Here is a 25,399-nt window from a genome sequence, read left to right as displayed (position 1 = left end):
ATGAGGCCTTCGATAGGCAAGATTGTCGCCGCCGCCGCGCTCGCCACCACGCTGCTGGCCACGGCCGCGTGCACCGGCGCGGGCGACGACGCGGCCGAGGAGCCGACCGGCCCGGTCGAGCTCAGCTTCTGGTCCTGGGCCCCGGGCATCGAGAAGACCGTCGACCTGTGGAACCAGCAGAACCCGGACATGAAGGTGGTGCTGAGCAAGCAGGCCGGTGGCGGTGACATCGTCACCAAGCTGCTCACCGCCGCGAAGGCCGGCAACCCGCCGGACCTGGCGCAGGTGGAGTACCAGTCGCTGCCCACGCTGGTCAGCAACGACGTGCTGGCCGACATCGCGGAGCAGACCGCGGACGTGAAGGGCAAGTTCCCCGACGGCGCCTGGCAGCAGGTCACGCTCGGCACCGAGTCGGTCTACGCGATCCCGCAGGACTCCGGGCCGATGATGCTCTACTACCGCGCGGACATCTTCGCCGAGATGGGCATCGCGGTGCCGAAGACCTGGGACGAGTTCGCCGCGGCTGCCCGCACGGTCCGCCAGAAGGACAGCAGGAAATACCTGACCACGTTCTCCGCGAACGACCCGGGCTGGTTCGCCGGGCTCGCCCAGCAGGCCGGCGCGTCCTGGTGGGGCATCGACGGCGAGACGTGGAAGGTTTCGGTCAACGACGCCGCCACCAAGAAGGTCGCGGACTACTGGGGCACCCTGGTCAACGAAGGCGTGATCTCCGGCAACCCGATGTACACGCCGGAGTGGAACAAGGCGCTCAACGACGGCACGATCATCGCCTGGCCGAGCGCGGTCTGGGGCCCGGGCGTGCTGGAGGGCAACGCGCCGGACACCAAGGGCAAGTGGGCGATGGCGCCGCTGCCGCAGTGGGCCGCCGGGGAGAACAAGACCGGCAACTGGGGTGGCTCGTCGACCGGCGTGACCGCGGCGTCGAAGCACAAGGCCGCCGCGATCAAGTTCGCCACCTGGATGAACACCGACCCGGCCGCGACCGACTCGCTGATCACCGCTGGTGCGATCTACCCGGCCGCGACCGACGCGCAGTCCAGCCAGCACCTGCAGAAGCCGCCGGCGTTCTTCCCGGAGCAGGCCGACTTCTACACGTCCGCGAAGACGATCGCGGGTGGTGCGGCCGGCTTCACCTGGGGGCCGAACACGAACGTCACGTACGACTCGTACAAGGACGCGTTCGCGAAGGCGATCACCGGCAAGACGCCGTTCTCCGGCGCGCTCGACCTGATGCAGTCGGCCACGGTCGCCGACATGCAGAAAAACGGCTTCACGGTCGCCGGCTGACATGAGCGCCGCGGCCACCACGGGCCGGCAGCGGAAGGGTACGGCGCCCCGCGGGGTGCCGTACCTCTTCCTCGCCCCGGCGATCATCCTGTTCACGCTCTTCCTGCTGCTGCCGATCGGCTACGCGATCTACCTGAGCTTCCGCCGGATCAAGGTCAGCGGGCTCGGCCTCGGGAAGAACGCCCGCACCGAGATCTGGGCGGGCCTCGACAACTACCGCAACGCGCTCGGTGACCCGGAGCTGCTCGGCAGCGCCGGACGGGTGCTGCTCTACGGCCTGGTGCTGATCCCGCTCATGCTCGGGCTGGCGCTGCTCTTCGCGCTCCTGCTGGACGCGCCGCGGGTGCGGTTCGGCCGGTTCGCGAAACTGGCGATCTTCCTGCCGTACGCGGTGCCCGGCGTGATCGCCAGCATGCTGTGGGGCTTCCTCTACCTGCCCGCGGTCAGCCCGTTCAACTATCTGCTCAGCGCGGCCGGCCTGCCGGAGCCGGACCCGCTGAACGGCGGTTCGGTCTTCTTCGCGATCGTCAACATCGCGGTCTGGGGCGGCGTCGGATTCAACATGATCGTGCTGTTCACGTCGCTGCGTGCGGTGCCCGGCGAGATCTACGAGTCCGCGCAGCTGGACGGCGCGTCCGACCTGCAGATCGCGCTGCGCATCAAGATCCCGCTGCTGCTGCCCTCATTGATCATGACGACGGTCTTCTCGCTGATCGCCACGCTGCAGGTCTTCACGGAGCCGCTGACGATCCGCTCGCTGACCAACTCGATCTCGTCCTCGTGGACGCCGCTGATGAAGGTCTACCGCGACGCGTTCTCGCAGAACGACATCTACTCCGCCGCGGCCAGCTCGGTCGTCATCGCGCTGGTGACGCTGGTGCTCTCCTTCGGCTTCCTGCGCCTGGTCTCCCGCCAGGCCTTCGGAGGTGAGAACCGGTGACCGCTCTCGCACCAGCGAAAGATCAAGAACAGGCCGCGACGGTACGGCCGGGAGTGCGCAAACGCCCGTCCTGGCTCGGCTCCGCGATCCTGCTGATCGGCGCCGTCTACTGCCTGCTGCCGATCGCCTGGGTGGTCGCGGCGTCGACCAAGAACGGCTCGGACCTGTTCACCACGTTCACGTTCGCGCCCGGCACCGGGTTCTTCGAGAACCTCGGCGACCTGAGCTCCAACGGCGGCGGCATCTACTGGCAGTGGCTGTTCAACACCGCGATCTACGCGGGCGTCGGCGGTGCGCTCTCCGCGCTCGTCTCCGGCATCTCCGGCTACACGCTGGCCAAGTACCGGTTCGCCGGGCGGGACGCGATCTTCAACGTGCTGCTGGCCGGCGTGCTCGTGCCCGGCATCACGCTGGCGATCCCGCAGTACCTGCTGCTGGCCAAGGTCGGGCTCACCGATACCTACTGGTCCGTGCTGCTGCCGCAGATCATCAGCCCGTACGGCATCTACCTGGCCCGGATCTACGCGGCCGCGGCCGTGCCGGACACGGTGGTCGAGGCCGCGCGCACGGACGGCGCCGGCGAGTTCCGGATCTTCGCCCGGGTCGCGCTGCCGATGATGGTGCCCGGCCTGGTGACGGTCTTCCTGTTCCAGTTCGTGGCGATCTGGAACAACTTCCTGCTGCCGTTCATCATGCTGTCCAGCGACGAGAAGTTCCCGGTCACCGTCGGCCTGTTCACGCTGCTCAATCAGGGTGCGACCGTGCCCGCGCTGTACAGCCACGTGATCATCGGATCGCTTCTGTCGATCATCCCGCTGATCGTGCTGTTCCTGACGCTCCAGCGCTACTGGCGCACCGACCTGATCTCCGGAGCGGTGAAGGGCTGACCCCCACCCCGGTGATCCAGGCGTCGTTCAGGTCGTTCCAACGACATGAACGACGCCTGGATCACGGATTTGGCGACGTCTGACGCCGGACAGGAGAATATGAGCCGTGGCCGAGCAGAACCGTTTCCGCAGCACCCGCCCGCAGCGTCACCGCCCGACGATGGACGACGTCGCCGCGGTCGCGGGTGTCTCGCGGGGCACGGTCTCCCGCGTGCTCAACGGCGGCCACAACGTCAGCGGCCCGGCGCTGGAGGCGGTCGAGCGGGCCATCCGCAAGACCGGTTACGTGGTCAACCAGCACGCGCGCAGCCTGGTCACCCAGCGCTCCGACTCGGTCGCGTTCATCCTGTCCGAGCCACAGGACCGGCTCTTCGAGGACCCGAACTTCAACAACCTGCTGCGCGGCTGCACCCAGATCCTGGCCGAGCACGACATCACGCTGCTGCTCACCGTGGCCGGCACCAGCGAGGACCGCAAGCGCATCGGCCGCTGGGTGACGGCCGGCCACGTGGACGGCGCGCTCGTCGTCTCCAACCACCTGGGCAGCCCGCTGCTGGACGAACTGAAGGGCCGCGGGCTGCCGTTCGTGGTCTGCGGCCGACCGCTCGGCCACGAGCGCGAGGTCAGCTACGTCGCGGCCGACGACCGGGACGGCGCCCGGCAGATGGTCACCTACCTGCGGTCCCGCGGCCACCAGCGGATCGGCATCATCACCGGGCCGCTGGACACGTCCGGCGGCGTCGACCGGCTGGCCGGCTACCGCGACGTGGCCGGTGACGTGGAGCCGGCGCTGATCGAGGCCGGCGACTACAGCCAGGCGTCCGGCGAGGCCGCGATGGAACGGCTGCTTCGGGCGAGCCCGGAGCTGGACGCGGTCTTCGTCTGCTCCGACCTGATGGCGGCCGGCGCGATCGCCTACCTCCAGCGCATCGGCAAGCGCGTACCGGACGACATCGCGATCGGCGGCTTCGACGACTCCAAGGTCGCCACCACGCTCACGCCCGGCCTGACCACGATCCGCCAGCCGTTCACCCGGGTCAGCCAGGAGATGGTCCGCCTGCTGCTCGCTCACATCGCCGGCGACCAGCACGCCGCCGTCATCCTCCCCACCGAACTGGTCATCCGCGAATCCGCCTAGCAGCGCCGTGTCATTTGTTCGCGTGCCCGGATGGCGCGTCGACCTGGCCGTGCGTTCGCGAGATCCACGGAGAATGCCCGGAGGGCGGCGACCTGCCCGGGTCCGTTCGGTTTGCGGTCAAAAGAGTCGATGGGTACGGTCCGGGTGGGGACGAACATCGATGCACGCCATTGTGGTGATGCAGTGAGGAGGTTCGCACCATGCGGAGAACCGTTGCCCTGACCTCGGTCGTCGCGCTCGGTCTGGCACTCGCCGGCGCGGTGAGCGCGCACGCGGCGGCCGAGGCGGACGCCGTACCGCTGGCCGAAGGTTTTGATTTCAGTGCTCCTCAGGTCGTGGCGCAAGGGCTCGAGGTGCCGTGGGGGCTGGCCTGGCTGCCGGGCGGCGATGCGCTGGTCGCGGAGCGAATGAGCGCGCGGCTGCTGCGAATCCCGGCCGGCGGTGGCGCGGTCCAGACCGTCGGGACCGTGCCGGGGGTGTCACCGGTCGGCGAGGCGGGGCTGCTCGGGCTCGCGGTGTCGCCGGACGAGTGGGTCTACGCCTATCTCACCAGCGCGAACGACAACCGGATCGTGCGCTTCCGGCTGGATGCGCTCGGCTCGCCGCAGACGATCGTGACCGGCATCCCGCGCGGCAGCATCCACGCCGGCGGCCGGATCGCGTTCGGGCCGGACGGCAAGCTCTACGCCGGTGCCGGTGACGCGGGCACCACGGCCAACGCGCAGAACCCGGCCAGCCTCGGCGGCAAGATCCTCAGGCTGAACCCGGACGGTACGGTGCCGTCCGACAACCCGACGGCGGGCTCGCTCGTCTACTCGCTCGGCCACCGCAACGTGCAGGGGCTGGCCTGGGACGCGGCCGGGCGGCTCTACGCGTCGGAGTTCGGCCAGAACACCTGGGACGAGGTCAACCTGATCACCCCGGGCGCGAACTACGGCTGGCCGGTCGTGGAGGGCGACGGCAACGACGCGCGCTACGTCGATCCGCTGGTCGTCTGGTCGACCGCGCAGGCCTCGCCGAGCGGCGCCGCGATCTCCGGCTCCACGCTCTACGTCGCGGCGCTGCGCGGCACCCGGCTCTGGACCGTCCCGCTGACCGCCGACGGCGGCGCCGGCACGCCGGTCGCGGTCTTGCAGGGCCAGTTCGGCCGGCTGCGCACGGTCGAGGTCGCTCCGGACGGCTCCCTCTGGGTGGCCACCAGCAACCGCGACGGCCGCGGCTCCCCTGCCGCGACCGACGACCGCATCCTCCGCTTCCCACCCACCGCCTGACGTTCCCTCCGGTGGCGGCGAACCCGCCGCCACCGGATCAGCACCGGCGCCACGCACCCGGTCTGCTCCGGCGCCACCGGAGCCCGGTGGTCAGGGCGTGCGTTGTCGGCGGCGCCCTGCACACCGCGCCTGTGGTCGGGGCGTGCGTTGTCGGCGGCGCCCTGAACATCGGATCTGTGGTCAGGCGTCCGGGGCGGCGGGCAGCGCGGCCTCGATCAGGCCGACCGCGCGGTCGACACCGCTCTCCGCGCGCACCTCGCGGCTCAACTCCGCGGACCGCGCCGCCACCGCCGGGTCCGTGGTCAGTGCGATCAGCGCCGCCCGCAGCTCGTCCGCCGTGACCGTCTCCAGGGAGATCACCCGGCCCACGCCGAGCGCGGCCAGCTGCTCCGCGTTGGCGAACTGGTCGGCCGCCTGCGGTGCCGCGATCATCGGGACGCCGTGGAACAGGCCCTCGGCGCTGCCGCCCATGCCGGCGTGGGTGAGGAACGCGTCGGCCTGCGCCAGGATCGCCGGCTGTGGCACCCACGGGTGCACCTCGACGCTCGGCGGCACCTCGCCCAGCTCGGACGGGTCGACCTGACCGCCGATCTGGAGCACGGTGTGCCAGCCGGGGAGCGTGCCGAACGCGGCGATGCAGCGACGGTAGAAGTCCGGGTGCCGGGTGAACGCGGAGCCGAGCGAGACCAGCAGCACCTTCTCCGCGCCGGCCGGCCGGGTCCAGTCGCCGGCGGTGGCGCGCGCGCCGAGCAGCGGGCCGACGAACTGGAAGACCGCCGGGTCGACCCGGTCGGCGTGCGGCTGAAGCGCCCGCGGGATGAGCGACAGCCCTCGGTCCGGCCGGCCCATGAACGCGGGCCCGTCCGTGATCGGCGAACCCTGCGCTGTGAGCCACTCGGTGAAGCGCCGGTGGTAGGCGGCGCCGCGCGGATCCGCCTTCATCCCGTCGATGACCTCGGCCATCTCCTCCTCGTAGCCCTCCCACGGCACGTAGGTCGGGCTCAGCTGGATCGCCGGCACGCCCCAGGACGCGCCGAGGAGCCGGGCGGGGGAGCCCGCGATGTCGTAGAGGAACAGGTCCGGGCGGTCCGCCGCGTAGGCGCCGCGCAGCTGGGGGAGCATCGCGATCGCGTCGTCCAGGAAGAGCGTGAGCTGGTCGATGCCGTCCAGGTCCGCGCCGCCGTCCGTCGGCAGCGTCGAATCGTACGGTCTCAGCTCCGCCCCGGTGGCGCGCACGGTCTCGGCGAAGGACGGGTCGTTGGCGTAGGTGACCCGGTGGCCGCGGGCGACGAGCGCGCGCACCAGGTCGAGGCTCGGGTTGACGTGCCCGTGGAACGGGATGCTGACCATGGCGATGTGCGGCACGGATCCTCCTCGGCAAAGCGAGACGAGTCGTCTCGTCTCGCCGTTAACGGTGCGGCAGCCGACTGCCGATGTCAAGACGAGACGGCTCGTCTCGTCGGGATAGGATGAGCGGGTGCCGACCCCCGACCCCGCCCGCCGCAACGAGCGCTCCCGCCGCGCCATCCTCGACGCCACCCGGGCGCTGCTCGACGAGACCGGCTACGCGGAGCTCACCGTCGGCGCGATCGCGGCCCGGGCCGGAGCCGGCAAGCAGACGATCTACCGCTGGTGGGGCGGCAAGAGTGCGGTCGTGCTGGACGCACTGTTCGACACGGTCGCGACCGGCGACGTGGCGCTGCCCGACACCGGTGACCTCCGGGCCGACCTGCGCCTGGTCGTGCGCGCCACGGTCGCGGAGTTCGCCGACCCGCGGCTGTCCGCCACCACCCGCGCGCTCACCGTCGAGACGCTCTCCGACGAGACGATGGCCGGGGAGGTGCGCGACCGGCTGCTCCGCCCGCAGCTCGACGCGGTCAAGGACCGGCTCCGCGCCGGCGGCGTACCCGCGGATGTCGATCTGGATGTGGCCGTGGAGTTGATCTTCGGTCCGATCTACCATCGCTGGCTGCTGCGCACCGGCCCGCTCACCGAGGACTATGCGGACCGCCTGGTCGATCTCGTGATGGCCGCGATAGGAGACCGCGCTTCGGGGTAACGAACAGACGGCACGTTGATCAGGCGCGCCGGCCGGTCTGCCCGCATACCCGTCCGGACGGAACGAAAGGGCGGGGAGTTGATGCACGCGAGGACACGTGGATCTGGCAGGCTTGAGGGCGTGCTGACGATGCCGGTTCGCCAGCTCGGCGAGACCGAGCGCTCGGCGGTGATGAGAGTCCTCGACTCGGATCCGTTCGCGACCGCCCAGGTCGCCGAGCGCATCGCCGCGCACGGCCTCTCCTGGTGGCGCAGCGACGGCCGGATCTACGGCTACGGCGCCCGCCGCCACCTGGAGTCGCTGCTCTGGTCCGGCGCCCACCTCACCCCGATCCTCGCCACGCCGCCCGCGGTGGAGGCGTTCGCCGAGCTGATCGCGGGCGAGCACCGGATCTGCTCGTCGATCGTCGGTCGCGCCGACGCCGTGCTCGGCCTCTGGGACCACCTCGCCGGCACCTGGGGTCACCCCCGCGAGGTCCGGCCGAACCAGCCGATCCTGGCCACCGGCGAGCTGCCCCCGGTGCGCCCCGACCCCGCCGTGCGCCTCGCGGAGAACGCGGAGATAGACCTGGTCTTCCCGGCCGCGGTCGCGATGTACACCGAAGAGGTCGGCGTCTCCCCGCTCGCCGACGGCGGCGGCAGCGGCTACAAGCGCCGCGTCGCCGAGCTGGTCCGCTCCCGCCGGACGTACGTCCGTATCGAGAACCGCCAGGTCGTCTTCAAGGCCGAGCTGGCCGTGGTCACGTCGCACACCGCCCAGGTCCAGGGCGTCTGGGTCAACCCGGCCTGGCGCGGCCTCGGCATCGCCGCGCCCGCCATGGCCGCCGTGGTCACCGACGCACTCCGCCGCGTCGCGCCCACCGTCAGCCTCTACGTCAACGACTACAACCACGCGGCTCGCCGCGTCTACGCCCGCTGCGGCTTCCGCTCCGCCGGCACGTTCGCCACCATCCTCTTCTGACGGCCGAACCCCTTCCAGAAGCAGACTCTCCCGCTTCCGGCGTGCCCACCTTCCGAGTGCTCCCGCGGGCACCGGTCGTCGCTGGCGCTCCTCCCTGCCGGTGCCGTCGCTGGTCACCACGAGCACGCGACACCCGCGCCCGCCCGGCCCCGGCCGCGCGCGGGCGCATCGCGCTCCTCAAGATCCGGCCGTCCCTCATGGCGCTAGAACGACACGTGGGACGCCTCGATCATGGAGCTGTGGCCCGCTACCGCGCGGGTTGCGCAGTGTGCCGGCCGGGCGGCATTCCGGCTGGTGGTTCTGCGCTGGATGGTGCCACCTCGGGTGGGGGTCTCGTGTCGGGCGGCGGAACTCCGGGCGGCGGATCCGCGCCGGCCGGTGGCATCCTGACCGGCGGGTCCGGGGCCGAGCGCCGCATCGGCTGGCTGGTGGTGGATGCGTCCGCGCGTCGGTGCGGAGCCGGAGCCGCCCGCGGGAGCAACGGGCTGGGCCGCGCCGGGAGCGGTCTTGGGCTGTTCTTGGGATTCGGGTCCCCGCGCGTCGTCAATCATTACGATCAGTGACGATTGAGTCGCGACTCAGTGGGGTGGGGCATGGGGCAGATCGTGAAGCAGGTCTCGGAGACCACGACCAAGTACTACTGGTATCCGGGGGAGCGGAAGGAATGGCTGCGGGCGCTGTTCGCGCTGGCGGCCGGCGCCGGCGTGTTCGGGCTGCTCTGGCTGGCGACGCGGGACCTGCTGGTGGCCGTGGTGGCCGGCACGTCGGTGGCGGCGGCCGTGGCCGGTGTGAACTTCGGGCGCCGGGACGCGCGTGCACTGGACGGGTTTCCCAAGCTGGGCGACAAGGCGGCCCGGCGCGCGGCGGTCGGGCACACCGGGCGGGCGGCGTGGCGCGGGCTGGCGCACGGGTTCGGTGGTGCGGCCGCGGCCGTGCTGATCCTGAATCTGCCGGACCACGGGCTCTTGGCGGACTGGGTGCTGCCGGTGCTGCCGGCCGTGGTGGGCGCGCTCGGCAGGCAGGCCGGGATGCTGCACGAGCGGCTGGGCGTCACGGTCTCCACGGTCGGCCCGGCCAAGCGGCTGGTCGAAACCTCCTAAATACCCGAATTTCCTCCTAAGCTGGCGGAGTGGTGAGGATGGGCAGGCGGATGCTGGCCGCGGGTGTCGTCGCGGCGGCACTGGCGATGGCGGCGTGCGGCGGCGGCGAGTCCGGCGAGCCGCCGAGCGCCGGTGAGGGCTACCGCGTCGGCCTGCTGCTGCCGGAGTCGAAGACCACGCGGTACGACACGTTCGACCGCCCCTACATCGAGGCCCGGCTCGGCGAGGTGTGCGCGGACTGCGAGGTGCTCTACCGCAACGCCGACTCGGACGCGGCCCAACAGGCGACCCAGGCCGCGGAGCTGCTGGACCAGGACATCAGGGTGCTGATCCTGGACGCGGTGGACGCGGCCGCGGCCGCGGCCGTGGTGACCGACGCGGAGGCGCGCGGCGTGCCGGTGGTCGCCTACGACCGGCTGGCGAAGGGGCCGGTCGACTTCTACGTCTCGTTCGACAACGAGAAGGTCGGGCAGGTCCAGGCGCAGTCGCTGCTGACCGCGCTGGGCGGGGAACGGACCCGGCCGATCGTCATGATCAACGGGGCGCCGGCCGATCCGAACGCGGCCGGTTTCAAGAAGGGCGCGCACTCCGTGCTGGACGGGGAGGTCACCATCGGGCGCGAGTTCGACGCGGCCGACTGGTCCGCGGAGGCGGCCCGGACCGGGATGGCCGCGGCGATCACGGCGCTGGGCGCGGAGAAAATCGCCGGGGTGTACGCGGCCAACGACGGCACGGCCGGCGGCGCGATCGAGGCGCTGAAGGCCGCGGGCGTGACCGAGCTGCCACCCGTCACCGGGCAGGACGCGGAGATCGCGGCGATCCAGCGCATCCTGGCCGGGGAGCAGTACGCGACGATCTACAAGGCGATCAAGCCGCAGGCCACGGTCGCGGCGGACATGGCGGTGGCGGCCGCGACCGGCACCGCGTACACCGGGCACGTCACCTCGTTCACCGACAACGGCACGGCCAAGGTGACGTCGGTGCTGCTCCCGCCGGTCGCGGTGACCCGTGCGAACGTCAAGGACACCGTGGTCGCGGACGGCTTCTACACCGCGCCGCAGCTGTGCACCGGCTCCTACGCCGCGGCCTGCCACGAGGCCGGCATCTCCTAGCCAACGCCGTTCACCGGTAGACGCGAGTTCGGGCGAACGGGGTGAAACCGGCGGTCGGGTAGACCGCGCGCGGGATCGGATATCCGTCGTCGCCGCGCGCGTGCACGATCGCGGTGTCGCCGCCGGCCTCCCGGAACGCGTGCAGCGTGGCCAGGATCGCGGCCCGGGCCAGCCCGCGGCGGCGGTGCCGGGCCAGCGTGCCGATCGGCTCCAGCAGCCCGGCCCGGTTCGCCTCGTCGTACCAGCCCAGGCAGTACGCGACCAGCTCGCCGCCCGGGTCCTCGACAACCGTGTCGAACTCCGGCCGGTACGGCGGGCGCGCCGCCATCGTCCGGTAACGCTCGTCCGTGACCGAGGACGGCGCCCAGATCGCCCGGTGCAGCGCGGCCCGGCGCGGTATCTCGTCTCGGCCGTGCACCGGGCGCACCAGGTAACCGGCCGGCTTCGGCGGCGGCAGCGTGCCGTCCAGCGTGACCCGGTGCGCCAGGAAGAACGGGCCGTCGTCGCCCGGATCGGTGCGCAGGCCGGCCCGGGCCAGTGCGGCGCCCAGGTGGTGCTCCGTCTCCAGGATGCCCACGGCCATGTGCGGGTACGCCGTCTTCGCCCAGGTCAGCGCCGTGTCGGCGGCGTCCGGCCGGGCCTGGTCCGCGTGGAAGGTGAGCACGGCGCCGTCCTGGCGCTCCGCGCCGTACGCGGTGATCGCGGCCAGCGTGCGCCCGTGCTCCCGCCACATCGACGTGCGCGTCCCCGGCGCCGGGCCGTTGAACTGGCCGAACGTCCAGGCTATGTCGCCGACGTGCCAGCGGGAGACCGCGGTCCAGGTGCGTCGCGTGAACTCCAGCAGCGCGTCCAGCCCGTCCGGGCCGTCGAGATCGTGCCGCTCCACCACCATCCGCGGATCTTCGCAGCCCCACGCCACCGGATCCACTGTGTTTAGCTGTCCGGATCGCGCCACCGCCAGTAACCGCAGGAATCGCCGCACCGGCAGGAGGAGTCGTGAATCAGCCGAGCCGCCGGGCCAGGGACCTCGGCGTGGTCGTCGGCCCGCTGCCCACCGGCCCGCACAACGCGATCACGGACGTCGGCGGCGTCCTGGTCGGGCACACCACGGTCGACGGCGACGCGGCGCTGCGCACCGGCGTGACCGCGATCGTGCCGGTCGGGCTCGGCCCCGGGCGGTGGACGCTGCCGGCCGCGATCTTCGCCGGCAACGGGCACGGCAAACTGTGCGGCTCGACCCAGGTGGACGAGCTGGGCGTGCTGGAGTCGCCGATCGTGCTGACCGCCACGCTGTCCGTCTTCCGGGCCGCGGACGCGCTGCTCAGCTACCTGATGGACCGCCGGCCGGACGCGCTCTCGTTCAACCCGCTGGTCGGCGAGGTGAACGACGGCCACCTGTCGGACATCCGCCGCCGCCCGATCACCGAGGAGCACGTGCTGGCCGCGCTGCGCGGCGCGTCCGCGGCACCGCCGGCCGAGGGGTGTGCCGGCGCCGGGACCGGCACCACCGCACTCGGTTTCAAGGGTGGCATCGGCACGTCGTCGCGGTCCATCCGGGTCGCGGGCCGGTCCGGGACCGTGGGCGCGCTGGCGCAGTCGAACTTCGGCGGCGTGCTGACCGTGCTCGGCGTGCCGCTGCCGGTCGAGGAGCTGATCCCGGACGCGGTGCGGATCACGCCGCCCGGCAACTCCTGCATGATCGTGGTGGCGACCGACCTGCCGCTGGACGCGCGCCAGCTCGGCCGCCTGGCCCGGCGCGCGGTCTTCGCGATGGGCCGGGTAGGCGCGTCGTTCAGCGGCGGCAGCGGCGACTACGCGATCGCGTTCAGCACCGCGTTCCCGGGTCAGCCGGGGATCCCCGACGGCGACCTGGACCCGGCGTTCGCGGCGGTGCTGGACGCGGTCGAGGAGGCGCTGCTCAACTCGCTGTTCATGGCCGTGACCACGATCGGCGCCGGCGGCCGCACCAGCCACGCGGTCCCGCACCGCGCGGTCATGCGCCGCCTCTCCGCCGCCGGCCGCCTCGCACCCGGCGTCTGACCGCGCTCATCACGCCTCGCCAAGGCGGCAAGGCGGCAAGGCAGCAAGGCAGCAAGGCGACAAGGCGACAAGGCGACAAGCAAGACCATAGAAGCGATTTTCCCGCTTCCGGCGTGGTTGCGGGCCGCATGCTCCCGCGGGCACCGGTCGTCGCTGGCGCTCCTCCCTAATGGGTTCTAGAGGTCGGGTCGGTTGTGTTGCAGACTCGGTGTCTGGTAGCCGCAGCGGGTGAGCACTGTTCCTCCCGGGGCCGTTGAGTCCTGCGTGCAGATCGTGCCCCTGTCTGTGATGTGTGAGGACCGTACGGCTGATGGGGTGTCGTGCCCGCCGGATGGCGTGAGCACTGATCCATTAGGGCGCCGGGTCTTCCATGTGGCTGCGGGGTTGTTGTTGCTGGTGGGGAGGGGTTCGGGTGTTGTTCGTCGGTGATGACTGGGCGGAAGATCATCATGATGTGGAGGTGCAGAACGAGGCCGGGCAGACACTGGGCGTGGTGCGGTTGCCGGAGGGTGTGGAAGGAGTGACCCGGTTCCATGAGCTGGTGGGCCGGTTCCTGACCGGGGATGCCGGGCCTTCGCAGGTGCTGATATGCATCGAGACGGATCGCGGGCCGTGGGTGCGGGCGCTGGTCACGGCCGGTTATCAGGTATTTGCGGTCAACCCGAAGCAAGCGGCCCGGCACCGGGAGCTGCTGTCGCTGTCAGGAGCGAAGAGTGACAAGGGCGACGCGCGGATGCTGGCGGACATGCTCCGGACCCGCCGGCATCAGTTACGGCCCGTCGCCGCGGATTCCGAGATCGCTGAGGCGGTCAAGGTCGTCGCGAGGGCGCATCAGACACTGATCTGGGAACGCACACGGCACATGCTGCGGCTGCGCACGGCGTTGCGGGAGTATTTTCCGGCCGCGGTCGCCGCTTACGAGGAGTTGACGCTCACCGGCCGTGACGCTCTGGAGCTTCTGGCGAAGGCCCCGACACCGGCCGGCGCGGCGAAGCTGACCCTGGCACAGATCGGTACGGTGCTGAAACGGGCCCGCCGCCGCAACGTCGAGGGCAAGGCGGCCGGGATCCAGCAGGCGTTGCGGACCGTCGAGCTCGGCCAGCCCGAGACGGTCACGGCCGCCTATGCGGCCTCGGTCCGGGCGACGGTCGCGGTCCTGCAGACCCTCAACACCGAGATCAAAACCCTGGAAGGGCAGGTCGAGGAGCATTTTGGCCGGCACCCAGACGCTGAGGTCTATCTCAGCCAGCCCGGTATCGGGGCTGTCCTCGGCGCCCGGGTGCTCGCCGAGTTCGGGGACGCCGCCGGCCGTTACACCGACGCGAAATCCCGGAAGAACTATGCCGGAACCGCACCACTGACCCGCCAGTCCGGGAAAACGAAGACCGTCTACGCCCGGTTCATCCACAACAACCGCCTCATCGACGCCCTGCACATGCAGGCCAGCGCCGCGATGCTGCACGATCCCGAAGTCCGCGCCTACTACGACACCCTCCGCGACCGCGACGTCAAGCACCAAGCCGCACTCCGCCAGGTCGGCAACCGCCTCGTCGGCATCCTCCACGGCTGCCTCAAGACCCACACCCCCTACGACCAGGCCACCGCCTGGTCACACCGCAAGAAAACCACCACCACAACTTGACACCTCAGCTCCAGGGGTGTCTGCACGATCCGTGGTGGGCACAGCAAGAACGCGGCTTCCGCCGCTGCCCGCATTCCGTGCGGGACGACCGTTTCGCACCGGACAGCATCGCGGCGGCTGCCCTTCTGGTGACCCATGCGTCAGTCACGTCGTTACCGACCTTTCAGCGTCAGGGTGAACGCGCCGGCGATCCGTGACCCCGGGGTCCCCGAAGTCGTTCCAACGACTTCGGGACCCCTGGCAGCCGGGGCAGGCCGGACCGGTGACCGGTCAGCTCCTCCGCCGTGATCGTCGCGGCCGGCCCGCCGGTGCCGGGCAGCAGCGTGCCGAGCGTGTCCTGTGCCCGCAGCACCCCGCCGGACTCCAGGTCGGCGAGGAGCATGCCGGTCAGCGCCTTGGTCACCGAGCCGATCTCGAATGCGGTGTCCGGCGTGATCCGGTCGTCGCCGAGCCCGGCGAACCGCACGGCACCGTTCTCCGCGAGGGCCACGGACAGCCCGCGGAATCCCCCGGGATCGCCCGCGGCGTCCCGGACCAGCGCGGCGAGTGCGGCGTCCCCGGTCTCCTCCGGCCTGAGCGACGGCGGCCGGGGCCGGCGACCAGACCGGCCGCCGCGGCCAGGACCGCCACGACGCCGGCGGCGAGCGCCCTCATCGCGCGCTCGCGGTCAGGATGACCAGCAGCGGCACGACCCGGTCGCCGGGCACCTCGTAGACCCCGCGCGCGGGCGAGCGCAGCCAGCCGGCGCTGACCAGCTGCTTCAGGTGGTGGTAGAGCTGCCCGGTGGTGCCGAGCCCGTCCAGCGCGCCGAGCTCGGTCGCGCCCCGGGTGCCGAGCAGCACCTCGCGGAGCAGCCGCAGCCGCACCGGGTTGGCGAGCGCGCTGAGCACGCCCACGGACGCGGACCAGTCCGCGGAAAGCGTCGTCGGCAGCGGCACCGGGCCCCACTGCCAGTCATAGACCTCGCCGGTCGGCAGGTCGACGTGCCCGGCGTAGACGACGCCCGCGCCGATCGAGTCCTTCACGCCGTTCAGCGCGAAGAAGCGGTCGTCGCGGCCGGGGTGGGGAGCCGGCGTGGTGTCCGCGGGCGGGCCCTCGATGGCGGTGAGCCGCTCCTCGATCGAGGCGAGGCGTGCAGCGATCTCCGATTCCTCCATAACTCCATCATTACGTAAGTGCGTCGTAACGCAACCCGCCTCGGCGGCCACCGGGCCTTCCGGCACGGCCGGCCGCGCTGGACGCCACAGAAATTTGAGTATCTCGGGCGATAAAGCATCGTTTTACCCGGCGTGAACAGCCGGCCGATCTTCGTCATGGGATGTCCGCGGTCCGGTACCACGATGCTGCAACTCATGCTGCACGCACATCCGCGGATCGCGATCCCGCCCGAGACCCGTTTCGTGCTGTCCGGGTACGGCCTGCGGCACCGCTTCGGCGACCTGCGCAAGCCGGAGCGCCGCCGCGCGCTCGCCGACTGGATCTTCACGGAGGAGACCAAGGTCGCCGACCTCGGGCTGGACCGGGACGAGGTGACCGCGCGGATCGTCGCCGGGCCGCCCACGCTCGGCTCCGCGATGGGCGCGGTCTTCCAGGCGTACGCGCAGCGCTTCGGCCGGCCCCGCTGGGGTGACAAGCGGCCGTCCTACATCCACAACGTGGACGTGGTGCTCCGGCTCTTCCCGGACGCGCAGATCGTCACCATCACCCGGGACGGCCGCGACTGCGTGGCCTCGCTGCTGGAGATGCCGTGGCACCGGGACGGCATCCACAAGGCGATCTCCGCCTGGGCCCGGTCCGTGGACAGCGCCCGCCGCGCCGAGCGTCTGCTCCCGCCGGACTCCTACTTCCCGCTGCGGTACGAGAGTCTGGTGCAGAGCCCGGAGGCCGAGCTGCGCCGGCTCTGCGCGTTCCTCGGCGAGGACTTCGACGACGCGATGACCCGGCCGGACCAGGTCGCGTCCGTGGCCGTACCCGAGCGGAAGAAGTGGCACGTCCGCACGCACGCGGAGGTCGGCGACGACCGCGTCGGGACCTGGCGGGACCGCCTGGAACCGTGGCAGATCGCGCTCTGCGAGGACGCGCTCGGCGACCGCCTGGCCGCCCAGGGGTACGCCCTGTCCGGCATCGGCACCGCACCCCCGGCCCAGCGCGTGCGTTACGCCACGGTCGCGGCCCGGCACCGCCTCGGCGCGGTCCGCCGCCACGCCTCCAACGCCTACCACCGCGTCCGCCCCGACCAGCAGCTCCCCGCGCGGCTCTGACGTTTTCCCGCGTTCCGCCGCGCGAGGATCGGGTCGCGGCGTAACGTCGAAGGCAGCGGAGGGAGACAGGGGCGATGGTTCCGAAAGGAACGACGGCACCGAACCCACTGCGCCACACGGCAGGGACGCGGCGTGAGCCGTGAGACCGCCGTGCATATAAGAGGCCCCCAGGCATCGGCCTGGGGGTTTCTTTGCGTGCGGGGGCGGCGCGGGGCCTGACCTTGAGGCGAGAGAGGTGACCGGGCCCCGCCCCACGCCGCCCGGGGCCGGCCGAATGGCCCCTCGTCACACCAGCAAGGATGCGCCAGGCCCCGGGCGGGCGGCAAAGCAATTAATCGCCGGCCGTATCGTATTGACCCACGTGATCCTCCGGGTCGAAACTGGCGCGCAGCCGCCGGATCGACGATCTCCTCTGCGTGCCGGCGAAGTCCGTGTCTGGAGGTCTTCGTGAGCACCGAAACCGACGACGATGCCCGCCGATTGGCCGAACTCGGCTACAAGCAGGAGCTCAAGCGCACGTGGAGCGGGTTCTCCAACTTCGCGATCTCGTTCTCCATCATCTCGATCCTGGCCGGCTGCTTCACCACGTTCGGCCAGGCGTGGAACAACGGCGGGCCGGTCGCGGTCGCCTGGGGCTGGCCGCTGATCTCGGCGTTCATTCTGATCATCGGGTTCTGCATGTCCGAGCTGGTCTCGGCCTACCCGACCGCGGGCGGCATCTACTGGTGGGCCGCGACCATGGGCAAGCCGGTGCACGGCTGGTTCACCGGGTGGCTGAACCTGATCGGGCTGATCGCGGTGACCGCGTCCGTGGACTACGGCGCCGCCACGTTCCTCAACCTGACGCTCGCCGCGCTGGTCCCGGGCTGGGCCGGCTCGCTCAATCAGGCATTCGTCCTCTTCGTGATCATCCTGGTGCTGCACGCGGCGATCAACGTGTTCGGGCACCGGATCATCGACGTGCTGCAGAACGTGTCGGTCTGGTGGCACGTGTTCGGCGCCGCGGCCGTGGTGCTGATCCTGCTGCTGGTGCCCCAGCGGCACCAGAGCTTCGAGTTCGTCTTCACCGAGCGGTTCAACAACTCCGGCTTCGGCGACGGGATCTACTGGTTCTACGTGCTGCCGCTCGGTTTCCTGCTCACCCAGTACACGATCACCGGGTTCGACGCGTGCGCGCACGTGTCGGAGGAGACCAGGGGTGCGTCCACGGCGGCGGCGCGCGGGCTCTGGCAGTCGATCTTCTACTCCGCGATCGGCGGGTGGGTGCTGCTGCTGTCGTTCCTGTTCGCGGCGACGGACGTGACCGCGATCAACGAGGCGTACGGATTCTCCGGCGCGATCTTCCAGACCGCGCTGACGCCGTTCTTCTACAAGGCCGTGATCATCATCTCCACGGTCGGTCAGTTCTTCTGCGGCATGTCCTGCGTCACGTCCGCCTCACGGATGGCCTACGCGTTCAGCCGGGACCGCGCGGTGCCGGGCTGGCGGCTCTGGTCGAGGGTGGACCGCAACGGTACGCCGGCGGCGGCGATCCTCGCGGTCTGCGCGGCCGGCCTGCTGCTCACGCTGCCCGCGCTCTACCAGCGCGAGGGCGTGCCGGTCGCGTTCTACGCCGTGGTCTCGGTCGCGGTGGTCGGCCTCTACCTGGCGTTCGGAATCCCGATCGCGCTGCGCCTGCGGATGGGCGCGGCCTTCCGGCCCGGGCCGTGGACGCTCGGCCGGCTCTACAAGCCGCTCTGCTGGATCGCGGTGATCGAGATCGCGGTCATCTCGGTCTACTTCGTCCTGCCGATCGTGCCGGCCGGCGTGCCGTTCACCGCGGACTTCACCTGGTCGGCCGTGAACTACGCGCCCATCGCGGTCGGCGGCGTCCTTCTGCTGGTGGCGCTCTGGTGGTTCCTGTCGGCCCGGAGGTGGTTCACCGGCCCGCGCCGAAACGTCTGATTCCTATGTGGTCATCGATGGGTAGTCTTTGAGCGTCCCGAATCGATGTTGTGAACACCGATTCGGGGTAAGAGTGGGGTCGATGTCGGCTGACCTGGTTTCGCGCGCCGGACTCTCGGCGGGCGGGGCCCGAACCTACCAGGAGGTCCACACGTGGTTTCTCGACGGACACTGCTCACCGGCGCGACGGTGGTGGGCGCGGGTGCCATCGCCGCGGCGGCCGGCGGTGTCGCCTACGCGGCGAACGAGCCGCGCCGCATCCCCCGCACGCTCGCACACGAGCGCGGGCGGGTGGCCAGCCGCGAGCAGAACGACGTCGCGGAGTTCACGCTGACGCACCTCTCGGTGACGGCGTCGGCCGCCGCCGCGGTGCGGCTGCGGGACGCGAACGGATGGGGCGCGTGGCTCGAACTGGCCGGCTGCCACGGCGGCCGGGACGGCATATCAGCCGCGGCCGGCAACCGGTCCATGGTGCTGGCGCACGGAGTCACCGGTTACGAGGTGCAGACCGCGGACGGCAGCCCGGCCGTGGTGCGGGAGCTGAACACCATCGACGGCCCGGCCGGCCAGGTCGCGGCGGTCGCGAAGAACGCGCTGCCCCTGCGCGGCACCCAGGCGCTCGCGCTCAACCGCTACCTGCCCCGGCAGGCGTGGGGAGCGGACGAGTCGCTGCGGCTGAACCCGGACGGCACCCAGAAGTGGGCGGCCGAGTTCTACCCGGTCCAGACGCTGACCGTGCACCACACCGGCGTGGACGCGCACAACGACGACCCCAACCCGGCCGCGACGGTCCGGGCCATCTACTACGACGACACGATCGCGGACGACTACGGCGACATCGGCTACCAGCTGCTGATCGACGAGGCCGGCGCGGTCTACGAGGGCCGCTGGTCCGGCACCGACGGCGTGCCGATCTACGGCGGCACGGCCGGTCCGGACGGGCGGCCGAAGGCGGTCAACGGCGCGCACGTGGGCGGCTTCAACGCCGGCAACGTGGGCGTCTCGCTGCTCGGCCGGTTCACCAACCGCCAGCCGACCGCGGCCGCGCGGGAGTCGCTGGTCAAGGTGCTGGCCGGCATCGCGGGCCTGGTCAACCTCGACCCGACCGCGCGGGTCACCTACCGGAACCCGATCTCCGGGGCGGGCGGCCAGGTCAACACGATCCTCGGCCACCGCGACTGGCAGGCGGTCGGTGCGGGCGCGACCGAGTGCCCGGGCAACGCGTTCCACCCGACGCTCGCGGCGCTCCGCCAGGAGGTCGCGGCCGAGCTGAGCTGACCCACCCGACCATGATCGAGGCGTCCCCCATGTCGTTCTGTCGACATGGGGGACGCCTCGATTGTGAGGGGCCGTTGTGCCGGAACGGGTTTGGTAGTAGACCAGATCACCATGGGACTCACCCTGGACGGGCTGCGCGCGGCGATCGACACCGGTGAGCTGGACACGGTCGTCCTGGCTGTCACGGACATGCAGGGACGGCTGCAGGGCAAGCGGTTCCACGCCGCCCACTTCCTGGACGAGGTGGTGGCGCACGGCGCCGAGGGGTGCGACTACCTGCTCGCCGTGGACGTGGAGATGAACACGGTCGACGGCTACGCGATGTCGTCCTGGGAGCGCGGCTACGGCGACTTCGCGATGGTGCCGGACTTCGCCACGCTGCGGCGGGTGCCGTGGCAGCCCGGGACCGCGATGCTGCTGGCCGACCTGGCCTGGCTGGACGGTTCCGGTGACGTGCCCGTCTCGCCCCGGCAGATCCTGCAGCGACAGCTCGACCGGCTCGGGGAATACGGTTACACCGCCTGGGCCGGCACCGAGCTGGAGTTCGTGCTCTACCGGGACAGCTACGAGGCCGCGCAGGGCAGGGGCTACCGCGACCTGACGCCGGCCAATCTGTACAACGTGGACTACTCGCTGCTCGGCACCGCGCGGGTGGAGCCGCTGCTGCGCCGCATCCGCAACGAGATGTACGCCGCGGGCCTGGTCCCGGAGTCCGCGAAGGGCGAGTGCAACCTCGGCCAGCACGAGATCGGCTTCCGGTACGCGGAGGCGCTCACCGCGGCCGACCACCACGTGATCTACAAGAACGGTGCGAAGGAGATCGCGGCACAGGAGGGCATGTCGATCACGTTCATGGCGAAGCCGAACGCGCGCGAGGGTAATTCCTGCCACATCCACTTCTCGCTGCGCGACCACACCGGCGCGCCCGCGATGCCGGGGGACGGGCCGGGCGGGCTGTCCCGGGTCGGCGGATATGTCGTGGCCGGGCTGCTGGCCACGATGCGCGAGGCGAGCCTGTTCTACGCGCCGCAGATCAACTCGTACAAGCGGTACCAGCCCGGGTCCTTCGCGCCGACCGCGGTGCGCTGGGGCGTGGACAACCGGACGTGTGCGCTCCGGATCGCCGGGCACGGGCCGTCGACGCGGGTGGAGAACCGGGTGCCGGGCGCGGACGTGAACCCGTACCTGGCGATCGCCGCCCTGGTCGCGGGCGCGCTGCACGGGATCGAGCGGGAGCTGCCGCTGGAGGAGGCGCACCCCGGCAACGCGTACGAGGATCGGGACGCGCCCCGGGTGCCGCCGACGCTGCGGGACGCGCTCGAAGCATGGGAGTCGTCCGCGTTCGTGCGGGACGCGTTCGGCGACGACGTCGCCGGCCACTACGCGAACAACGCCCGGGTGGAGCTGACCGCGTTCGACGCCGCGGTCACGGATTGGGAGCTGCGGCGTGGGTTCGAGCGTCTTTAGGATCGTCAACCCGGCGGACGGGACGCCGATCACCGAGATCGAGCTGCTGGGCGTGGCCGAGACCGACGCTGTGATCGCGCGGGCCGCGAAAGCCTTCGAGAGCTGGCGGCAGGTGGCCCCCGGCGACCGCGCCCGGCTGCTGATGGTCGAGCGCGCGGTCCACGACGAGTTCCCGGCGCTGCTGGAACCGGCCGTGCGCGCGTTCCGGGTGGCCGACCCGGCGCTTACCAGCGCGCAGATGGGCCCGCCGATCTCCGAGGCCCGCCGCGCGGCCGTCACATCCTATGTGGACGACGCGGAGACGCTGTTCACCGGCGACGTACCGGCGGGATCCGGGGGTTTCTGGTTTTCGCCGACCGTGCTGCGGGCGGAGTCGCCGGACGACCGTCACTGGCGGGAGGAGATCTTCGGGCCGGTGCTCTCGGTGCTGCCGTTCGACGGCGAGGACGAGGCGGTCCGGCTGGCGAACGACACCGCCTACGGCCTCTCCGGCTCGATCTGGACCCGCGACGTGGGCCGCGCGACCCGCGTCGCGCGCCGGGTCGAGGCCGGCAACCTCAGCGTCAACTCCAGCTCGTCCGTGCGCTACTGGACGCCGTTCGGCGGCATGAAACAGTCCGGTCTCGGCCGAGAGCTGGGCCCGGACGCGCTGCTCTCCTTCACGGACGTCAAGAACGTCTCCATCGACACCCAGGGGTACGCATGAACAGGCTCGCCGGGCGGGTCACGGTCATCACCGGCGCGGGCAGCGGGATCGGGCTGGCCACCGCGCGCCGGTTCCGGGACGAGGGCGCGTTCGTGGTCTGCGTGGACGTGGACGCCGCCACCGGGGAGGCCGCGGCGGCGGAGGTGGACGGCGAGTTCGTGCGCTGCGACGTGAGCGACTCCGAGCAGGTGCGAGCGCTGTTCGACGGCGTGGCGGCGCGGCACGGGCGGGTCGACGTCGCGTTCAACAACGCCGGGATCTCGCCGCCGGACGACGACTCGATCCTGGAGACCGGGCTGGACGCGTGGGAGCGGGTGATCCGGGTCAACACCACCAGCGTCTACCTGTGCTGCAAGTACGTGCTCCCGCACATGCGCCGGCAGGGCAAGGGGTCGATCATCAACACCGCGTCGTTCGTGGCGCTGATGGGCGCGGCCACGTCACAGATCGCATACACGGCCAGCAAGGGCGGCGTGCTCGCGATGACCCGGGAACTGGGCGTGCAGTTCGCCCGCGAGGGCATCCGGGTGAACGCGCTCTGCCCCGGCCCGATCGCCACGCCGCTGCTGCTGGAGCTGTTCGCGAAGGATCCGGAGCGGGCCGCGCGCCGGCTGGTGCACGTGCCGATGGGCCGGTTCGGCGAGCCGTCCGAGATCGCGGCCGCGGTCGCGTTCCTGGCGAGCGACGACGCCTCGTTCATGACGGCCGGCCAGTTCGTCGTCGACGGCGGCATCACCGCCGCCTACGTGACAGCTACCTAGCCGACAGCCGCGAGCTGTGGGCCAGGCCGGGGCTGGGGCGATCAAGAGCCACGATCGGGATCGGGGGTTTGGGAATTTCTTGTTTGGGGGCGTTTCGGGGCGGGCAGTGTTGTAGGTAACAACCCGTCGCCGGTGGAACTGCACCTCGGTCGGGGCGGGCACAGAGGAAAGGGCCGAAGGCCCCGCTGACGTACCGCCTCGAAGGCTGCGCCGGTGGGTGCGGGCCGCAGGACAGCCGGGCACCACGGCAGCGCCACCGCCGTGGTGCCGGCGTCTGTTTAGAGTCAGGGCATGCGACTTCCCGACCTGGGCGTGGGCACGCCCGCGCCGACCGGTGGGCCACGGCTGCTGGGCGAGGTGCTGAGCAGCGGGCTGGCCGATCCGGCCGTGTGCGAGGCGGCGGGCCGCGTGCTCATCGTCAGCAGCCGGTTCAACGCGTGGGCGACCGGCGACGGCCTGGCCGAGGCGGGCGGCGGCGAGCTGGCCACGATGAGCGCGGACGTGGACACGGGCTGGTCGTCCGTGAACGCGGCCTGGCGCGACCTGGTCCGCCGCCAGGACGAGTCCGCGGCCGCGCGCCGCGCGATCACCACCGCGGTCGGCATGTCGGTGCAGGAGCGGATCGCGGCCTACCGGACCGCGGACGCCGAGGCCGGCCTGGACGAGGCCCGCACCGCGCTCACCGCCGAACTGGCCGCGCTCACCAACCGCTACGAGTCCCTCCCGTACCGCACGTCCTGGGACCCGGCACCGTGATCCATGCGTCCCCCATGTCGCTGGATCGACATCGGGGACGCCCGGATCACGGGCGCTCGTGCGCGGCCGAGAACGGCCGGGTTCGTGGTGACCGACGGCGAAACCGGTGCCCGCGGGAGCATGCGGACCGCACCACGCCGGAAGTGGGAATATGGGCTTGATCTGCTCTTGAATCGTCCGCTCGCGGGTGAATGCGGTCCGGAAGGGCCTCGATGACCGGGCGGCACGCGATCTAGGGTGGCGTGATGCGACCGATCATCGGCATCACGTCCTATCGGGAGCCGGCCTCGTGGGGCATCTGGCGGGACACGGCCGCGGACCTGATCCCGCACAGCTACGTGCGAGCGGTGACCGAGGCCGGCGGCCGTGCGGTGCTGCTGCCGCCGGACGACGGTGACACCGGTGTGCTGCGCGCGCTGGACGGCCTGCTGCTGGCCGGCGGCGCGGACATCGGGCCGGGCCTCTACGGCGCGGAGCCGGACGCGGCCACCGGCACCCGGCCGGACCGGGACGCGGGCGAGGTCGCGCTGCTCACCGCCGCGCTTCGCACCGGCCTGCCGATCCTCGGGGTCTGCCGCGGCATGCAACTGCTCGCGGCCGTGCACGGCGGCCGGCTGCACCAGCACCTGCCGGACGTGCTCGGGCACGAGAAGCACCGGCCGGCGCCGGGCGTGTTCGGCGCGCACGGGCTGCGCTGCGCCGCCGGCAGCCGGATCGCGGCGCTGCTGGGCCCGGAGGCCGAGGTCAACACCTACCACCACCAGGGCGTGGCGGATCCGGGCCGGTTGACCGCGACCGGCTGGGCCGACGACGGGCTGATCGAGGCGGTCGAGGACCCGGCGCACCCGTTCCTGCTCGGCGTGCAGTGGCACCCGGAGGAGGCCGGTGACCTCCGGCCGTTCGCCGCGTTGGTCGACGCGGCGCGGGCCTAACCCAACCGCAACCCGGTGGCGGTGCGGGCCGGGGCAGGTACCGCCGATGAGAGATGACACGCGAGGACCAAGGGGAGGACGCATGACGCGACCGCTGATCGGGCTCACCACGTACGCACAGGACACCCGCTTCGGAACGGTGGACGTGCCGGCGGCGGTGCTGCCGCTGACCTATGTGCGCGCGGTGCATACGACCGGCGGCCGGGCCGTGCTGATCACCACGGACGATCCGGGTGACGACGTGCTGCACGGACTGGACGGCATCGTGTTCACCGGCGGCTCCGACGTGAGCCCCGGCTACTACGGCGCGGAGCCGCACCCGCTGACGGTCAGCGTGCCGGAGCGCGACGAGGCCGAGATGCTGCTGATGCGCGCGGCGCTGGCGAGCCCCGGCCTGCCGGTGCTCGGCGTCTGCCGCGGCATGCAGCTGCTCACGGTCGCGTCCGGTGGCCGCCTGCACCAGCACGTGCCGGACGTCGTCGGGCACACCGGGCACATGCCCGGCGACGACCAGGACGGACACCACGGGGTACGGCTCGCGCCCGGCTCCCGCGCCGCCGCGGTCATGGGCACGGAGGCACCGGTCAACTCGTTCCACCATCAGGCGGTCGCGGACCCGGGCCGGCTCGTCGCCACCGGCTGGGCCGACGACGGGCTGATCGAGGCGGTGGAGGACCCGGACGCCGGCTTCGTGCTCGGCGTGCAGTGGCACCCGGAGCGCACCGACGACCTGCGGCCGTTCGCGGCGCTGGTCGAGGCCGCGCGGATCCGGGCCGTCGTCACCCGCGCGCGGATGGCCGCCTGACCGTCCCCGGCGGAGGCCGGTCGCGGTGTTAC

23 protein-coding genes and 1 pseudogene are annotated in these 25,399 nt (G+C 71.6%); 20 read left to right on the top strand and 4 right to left on the bottom strand.

What is annotated here, in order from left to right:
• From J2S43_RS27950 to J2S43_RS27930, 5 genes are all read left to right on the top strand, one after another.
• Positions 1-1,308 carry an ABC transporter substrate-binding protein gene (locus J2S43_RS27950; protein ID WP_306834210.1) on the top strand — a complete coding sequence of 436 codons (1,308 nt, stop codon included), beginning with the start codon at positions 1-3 and terminating at the stop codon, positions 1,306-1,308.
• A 1-nt stretch (position 1,309) separates the two neighbouring features.
• Complete coding sequence (locus J2S43_RS27945) at positions 1,310-2,248, top strand: carbohydrate ABC transporter permease (RefSeq protein WP_306834208.1); 939 nt, start codon at positions 1,310-1,312, stop codon at positions 2,246-2,248.
• Complete coding sequence (locus J2S43_RS27940) at positions 2,245-3,135, top strand: carbohydrate ABC transporter permease (RefSeq protein ID WP_306834206.1); 891 nt, start codon at positions 2,245-2,247, stop codon at positions 3,133-3,135. Before J2S43_RS27945 ends, J2S43_RS27940 begins: the two co-directional genes overlap by 4 nt.
• Positions 3,136-3,241: 106 nt before the next feature.
• The gene (locus J2S43_RS27935; protein WP_306834204.1) at positions 3,242-4,273 is read left to right on the top strand and encodes a LacI family DNA-binding transcriptional regulator; all 1,032 of its coding nucleotides are present in this window, start codon (positions 3,242-3,244) and stop codon (positions 4,271-4,273) included.
• Between the two features lie 200 nt (positions 4,274-4,473).
• Positions 4,474-5,544: a PQQ-dependent sugar dehydrogenase gene (locus J2S43_RS27930; protein WP_306834202.1), complete on the top strand. Its 1,071-nt coding sequence runs from the start codon at positions 4,474-4,476 to the stop codon at positions 5,542-5,544.
• Positions 5,545-5,724: 180 nt separating this feature from the next.
• Here J2S43_RS27930 and J2S43_RS27925 read toward each other — a convergent pair whose 3' ends face one another.
• A complete protein-coding gene (locus J2S43_RS27925) occupies positions 5,725-6,894 on the bottom strand; it encodes a macrolide family glycosyltransferase (protein WP_370881787.1) in 1,170 nt (389 codons plus the stop codon).
• Positions 6,895-7,021: 127 nt separating this feature from the next.
• Here J2S43_RS27925 and J2S43_RS27920 point away from each other — a divergent pair, with 127 nt between their 5' ends.
• The 4 genes from J2S43_RS27920 (at position 7,022) to J2S43_RS27905 (ending at position 10,775) form a co-directional block, all read left to right on the top strand.
• Entirely contained in the window at positions 7,022-7,603 is a 582-nt protein-coding gene (locus J2S43_RS27920; RefSeq protein ID WP_306834198.1) for a TetR-like C-terminal domain-containing protein, read from the top strand.
• A 120-nt stretch (positions 7,604-7,723) separates the two neighbouring features.
• Positions 7,724-8,563: a GNAT family N-acetyltransferase gene (locus J2S43_RS27915; protein WP_306834196.1), complete on the top strand. Its 840-nt coding sequence runs from the start codon at positions 7,724-7,726 to the stop codon at positions 8,561-8,563.
• 593 nt (positions 8,564-9,156) lie between these two features.
• Entirely contained in the window at positions 9,157-9,663 is a 507-nt protein-coding gene (locus J2S43_RS27910) for a hypothetical protein (RefSeq protein WP_306834194.1), read from the top strand.
• A 38-nt stretch (positions 9,664-9,701) separates the two neighbouring features.
• Positions 9,702-10,775 carry a sugar ABC transporter substrate-binding protein gene (locus J2S43_RS27905; RefSeq protein WP_306834192.1) on the top strand — a complete coding sequence of 358 codons (1,074 nt, stop codon included), beginning with the start codon at positions 9,702-9,704 and terminating at the stop codon, positions 10,773-10,775.
• A 10-nt stretch (positions 10,776-10,785) separates the two neighbouring features.
• Here the strand turns inward: J2S43_RS27905 and J2S43_RS27900 are convergent, their stop codons facing one another.
• On the bottom strand, positions 10,786-11,667 hold the full coding sequence (locus tag J2S43_RS27900) for a GNAT family N-acetyltransferase (protein WP_306834190.1): 882 nt from the start codon (positions 11,665-11,667) through the stop codon (positions 10,786-10,788).
• A 104-nt stretch (positions 11,668-11,771) separates the two neighbouring features.
• On the opposite strand from J2S43_RS27900, the gene J2S43_RS27895 reads away from it, so the two are divergent.
• Together J2S43_RS27895 and J2S43_RS27890 are read left to right on the top strand one after the other, a co-directional pair.
• Positions 11,772-12,815 carry a P1 family peptidase gene (locus J2S43_RS27895; RefSeq protein ID WP_306834188.1) on the top strand — a complete coding sequence of 348 codons (1,044 nt, stop codon included), beginning with the start codon at positions 11,772-11,774 and terminating at the stop codon, positions 12,813-12,815.
• Between the two features lie 412 nt (positions 12,816-13,227).
• The gene (locus J2S43_RS27890) at positions 13,228-14,457 is read left to right on the top strand and encodes an IS110 family RNA-guided transposase (RefSeq protein WP_306831110.1); all 1,230 of its coding nucleotides are present in this window, start codon (positions 13,228-13,230) and stop codon (positions 14,455-14,457) included.
• A 169-nt stretch (positions 14,458-14,626) separates the two neighbouring features.
• Here J2S43_RS27890 and J2S43_RS27885 read toward each other — a convergent pair whose 3' ends face one another.
• On the bottom strand, positions 14,627-14,995 hold the full coding sequence (locus tag J2S43_RS27885; RefSeq protein WP_306839485.1) for a serine hydrolase: 369 nt from the start codon (positions 14,993-14,995) through the stop codon (positions 14,627-14,629).
• A 112-nt stretch (positions 14,996-15,107) separates the two neighbouring features.
• Positions 15,108-15,614, bottom strand: coding sequence for a helix-turn-helix domain-containing protein (locus J2S43_RS27880; protein ID WP_306834185.1), 507 nt, complete (start codon positions 15,612-15,614; stop codon positions 15,108-15,110).
• A gap of 156 nt (positions 15,615-15,770) precedes the next feature.
• Between J2S43_RS27880 and J2S43_RS27875 the strand changes: the two genes are divergently transcribed.
• The 9 genes and pseudogenes from J2S43_RS27875 to J2S43_RS27835 all read left to right on the top strand — a co-directional run bounded on the left by J2S43_RS27875 (position 15,771) and on the right by J2S43_RS27835 (position 25,367).
• On the top strand, positions 15,771-16,718 hold the full coding sequence (locus J2S43_RS27875) for a sulfotransferase family protein (protein ID WP_306834183.1): 948 nt from the start codon (positions 15,771-15,773) through the stop codon (positions 16,716-16,718).
• A gap of 447 nt (positions 16,719-17,165) precedes the next feature.
• The gene (locus J2S43_RS27870; protein ID WP_306834182.1) at positions 17,166-18,662 is read left to right on the top strand and encodes an amino acid permease; all 1,497 of its coding nucleotides are present in this window, start codon (positions 17,166-17,168) and stop codon (positions 18,660-18,662) included.
• A 153-nt stretch (positions 18,663-18,815) separates the two neighbouring features.
• Positions 18,816-19,940 carry a peptidoglycan recognition protein family protein gene (locus J2S43_RS27865; RefSeq protein ID WP_306834180.1) on the top strand — a complete coding sequence of 375 codons (1,125 nt, stop codon included), beginning with the start codon at positions 18,816-18,818 and terminating at the stop codon, positions 19,938-19,940.
• Positions 19,941-20,051: 111 nt separating this feature from the next.
• A complete protein-coding gene (locus tag J2S43_RS27860) occupies positions 20,052-21,407 on the top strand; it encodes a glutamine synthetase family protein (protein WP_306834179.1) in 1,356 nt (451 codons plus the stop codon).
• A pseudogene (locus tag J2S43_RS27855) lies at positions 21,376-22,113 on the top strand (aldehyde dehydrogenase family protein); the annotation flags it as partial. The gene J2S43_RS27860 and the pseudogene J2S43_RS27855, both read left to right, overlap by 32 nt.
• Positions 22,110-22,874, top strand: a complete 765-nt coding sequence (locus J2S43_RS27850) for a 3-oxoacyl-ACP reductase (RefSeq protein WP_306834175.1) — start codon at positions 22,110-22,112, stop codon at positions 22,872-22,874. The pseudogene J2S43_RS27855 and the gene J2S43_RS27850, both read left to right, overlap by 4 nt.
• 291 nt (positions 22,875-23,165) lie before the next feature.
• Positions 23,166-23,630, top strand: a complete 465-nt coding sequence (locus J2S43_RS27845) for a hypothetical protein (protein ID WP_306834174.1) — start codon at positions 23,166-23,168, stop codon at positions 23,628-23,630.
• Between the two features lie 245 nt (positions 23,631-23,875).
• On the top strand, positions 23,876-24,562 hold the full coding sequence (locus J2S43_RS27840; protein WP_306834173.1) for a gamma-glutamyl-gamma-aminobutyrate hydrolase family protein: 687 nt from the start codon (positions 23,876-23,878) through the stop codon (positions 24,560-24,562).
• Between the two features lie 82 nt (positions 24,563-24,644).
• Positions 24,645-25,367: a gamma-glutamyl-gamma-aminobutyrate hydrolase family protein gene (locus J2S43_RS27835; RefSeq protein WP_306834171.1), complete on the top strand. Its 723-nt coding sequence runs from the start codon at positions 24,645-24,647 to the stop codon at positions 25,365-25,367.
• The last annotated feature ends 32 nt before the right edge of the window (positions 25,368-25,399 follow it).

Origin of the sequence: Catenuloplanes nepalensis (assembly GCF_030811575.1) — a bacterium.
Classification (GTDB): Bacteria; Actinomycetota; Actinomycetes; order Mycobacteriales; family Micromonosporaceae; genus Catenuloplanes; species Catenuloplanes nepalensis.
This window is presented reverse-complemented; position numbering and strand designations above follow the sequence as displayed.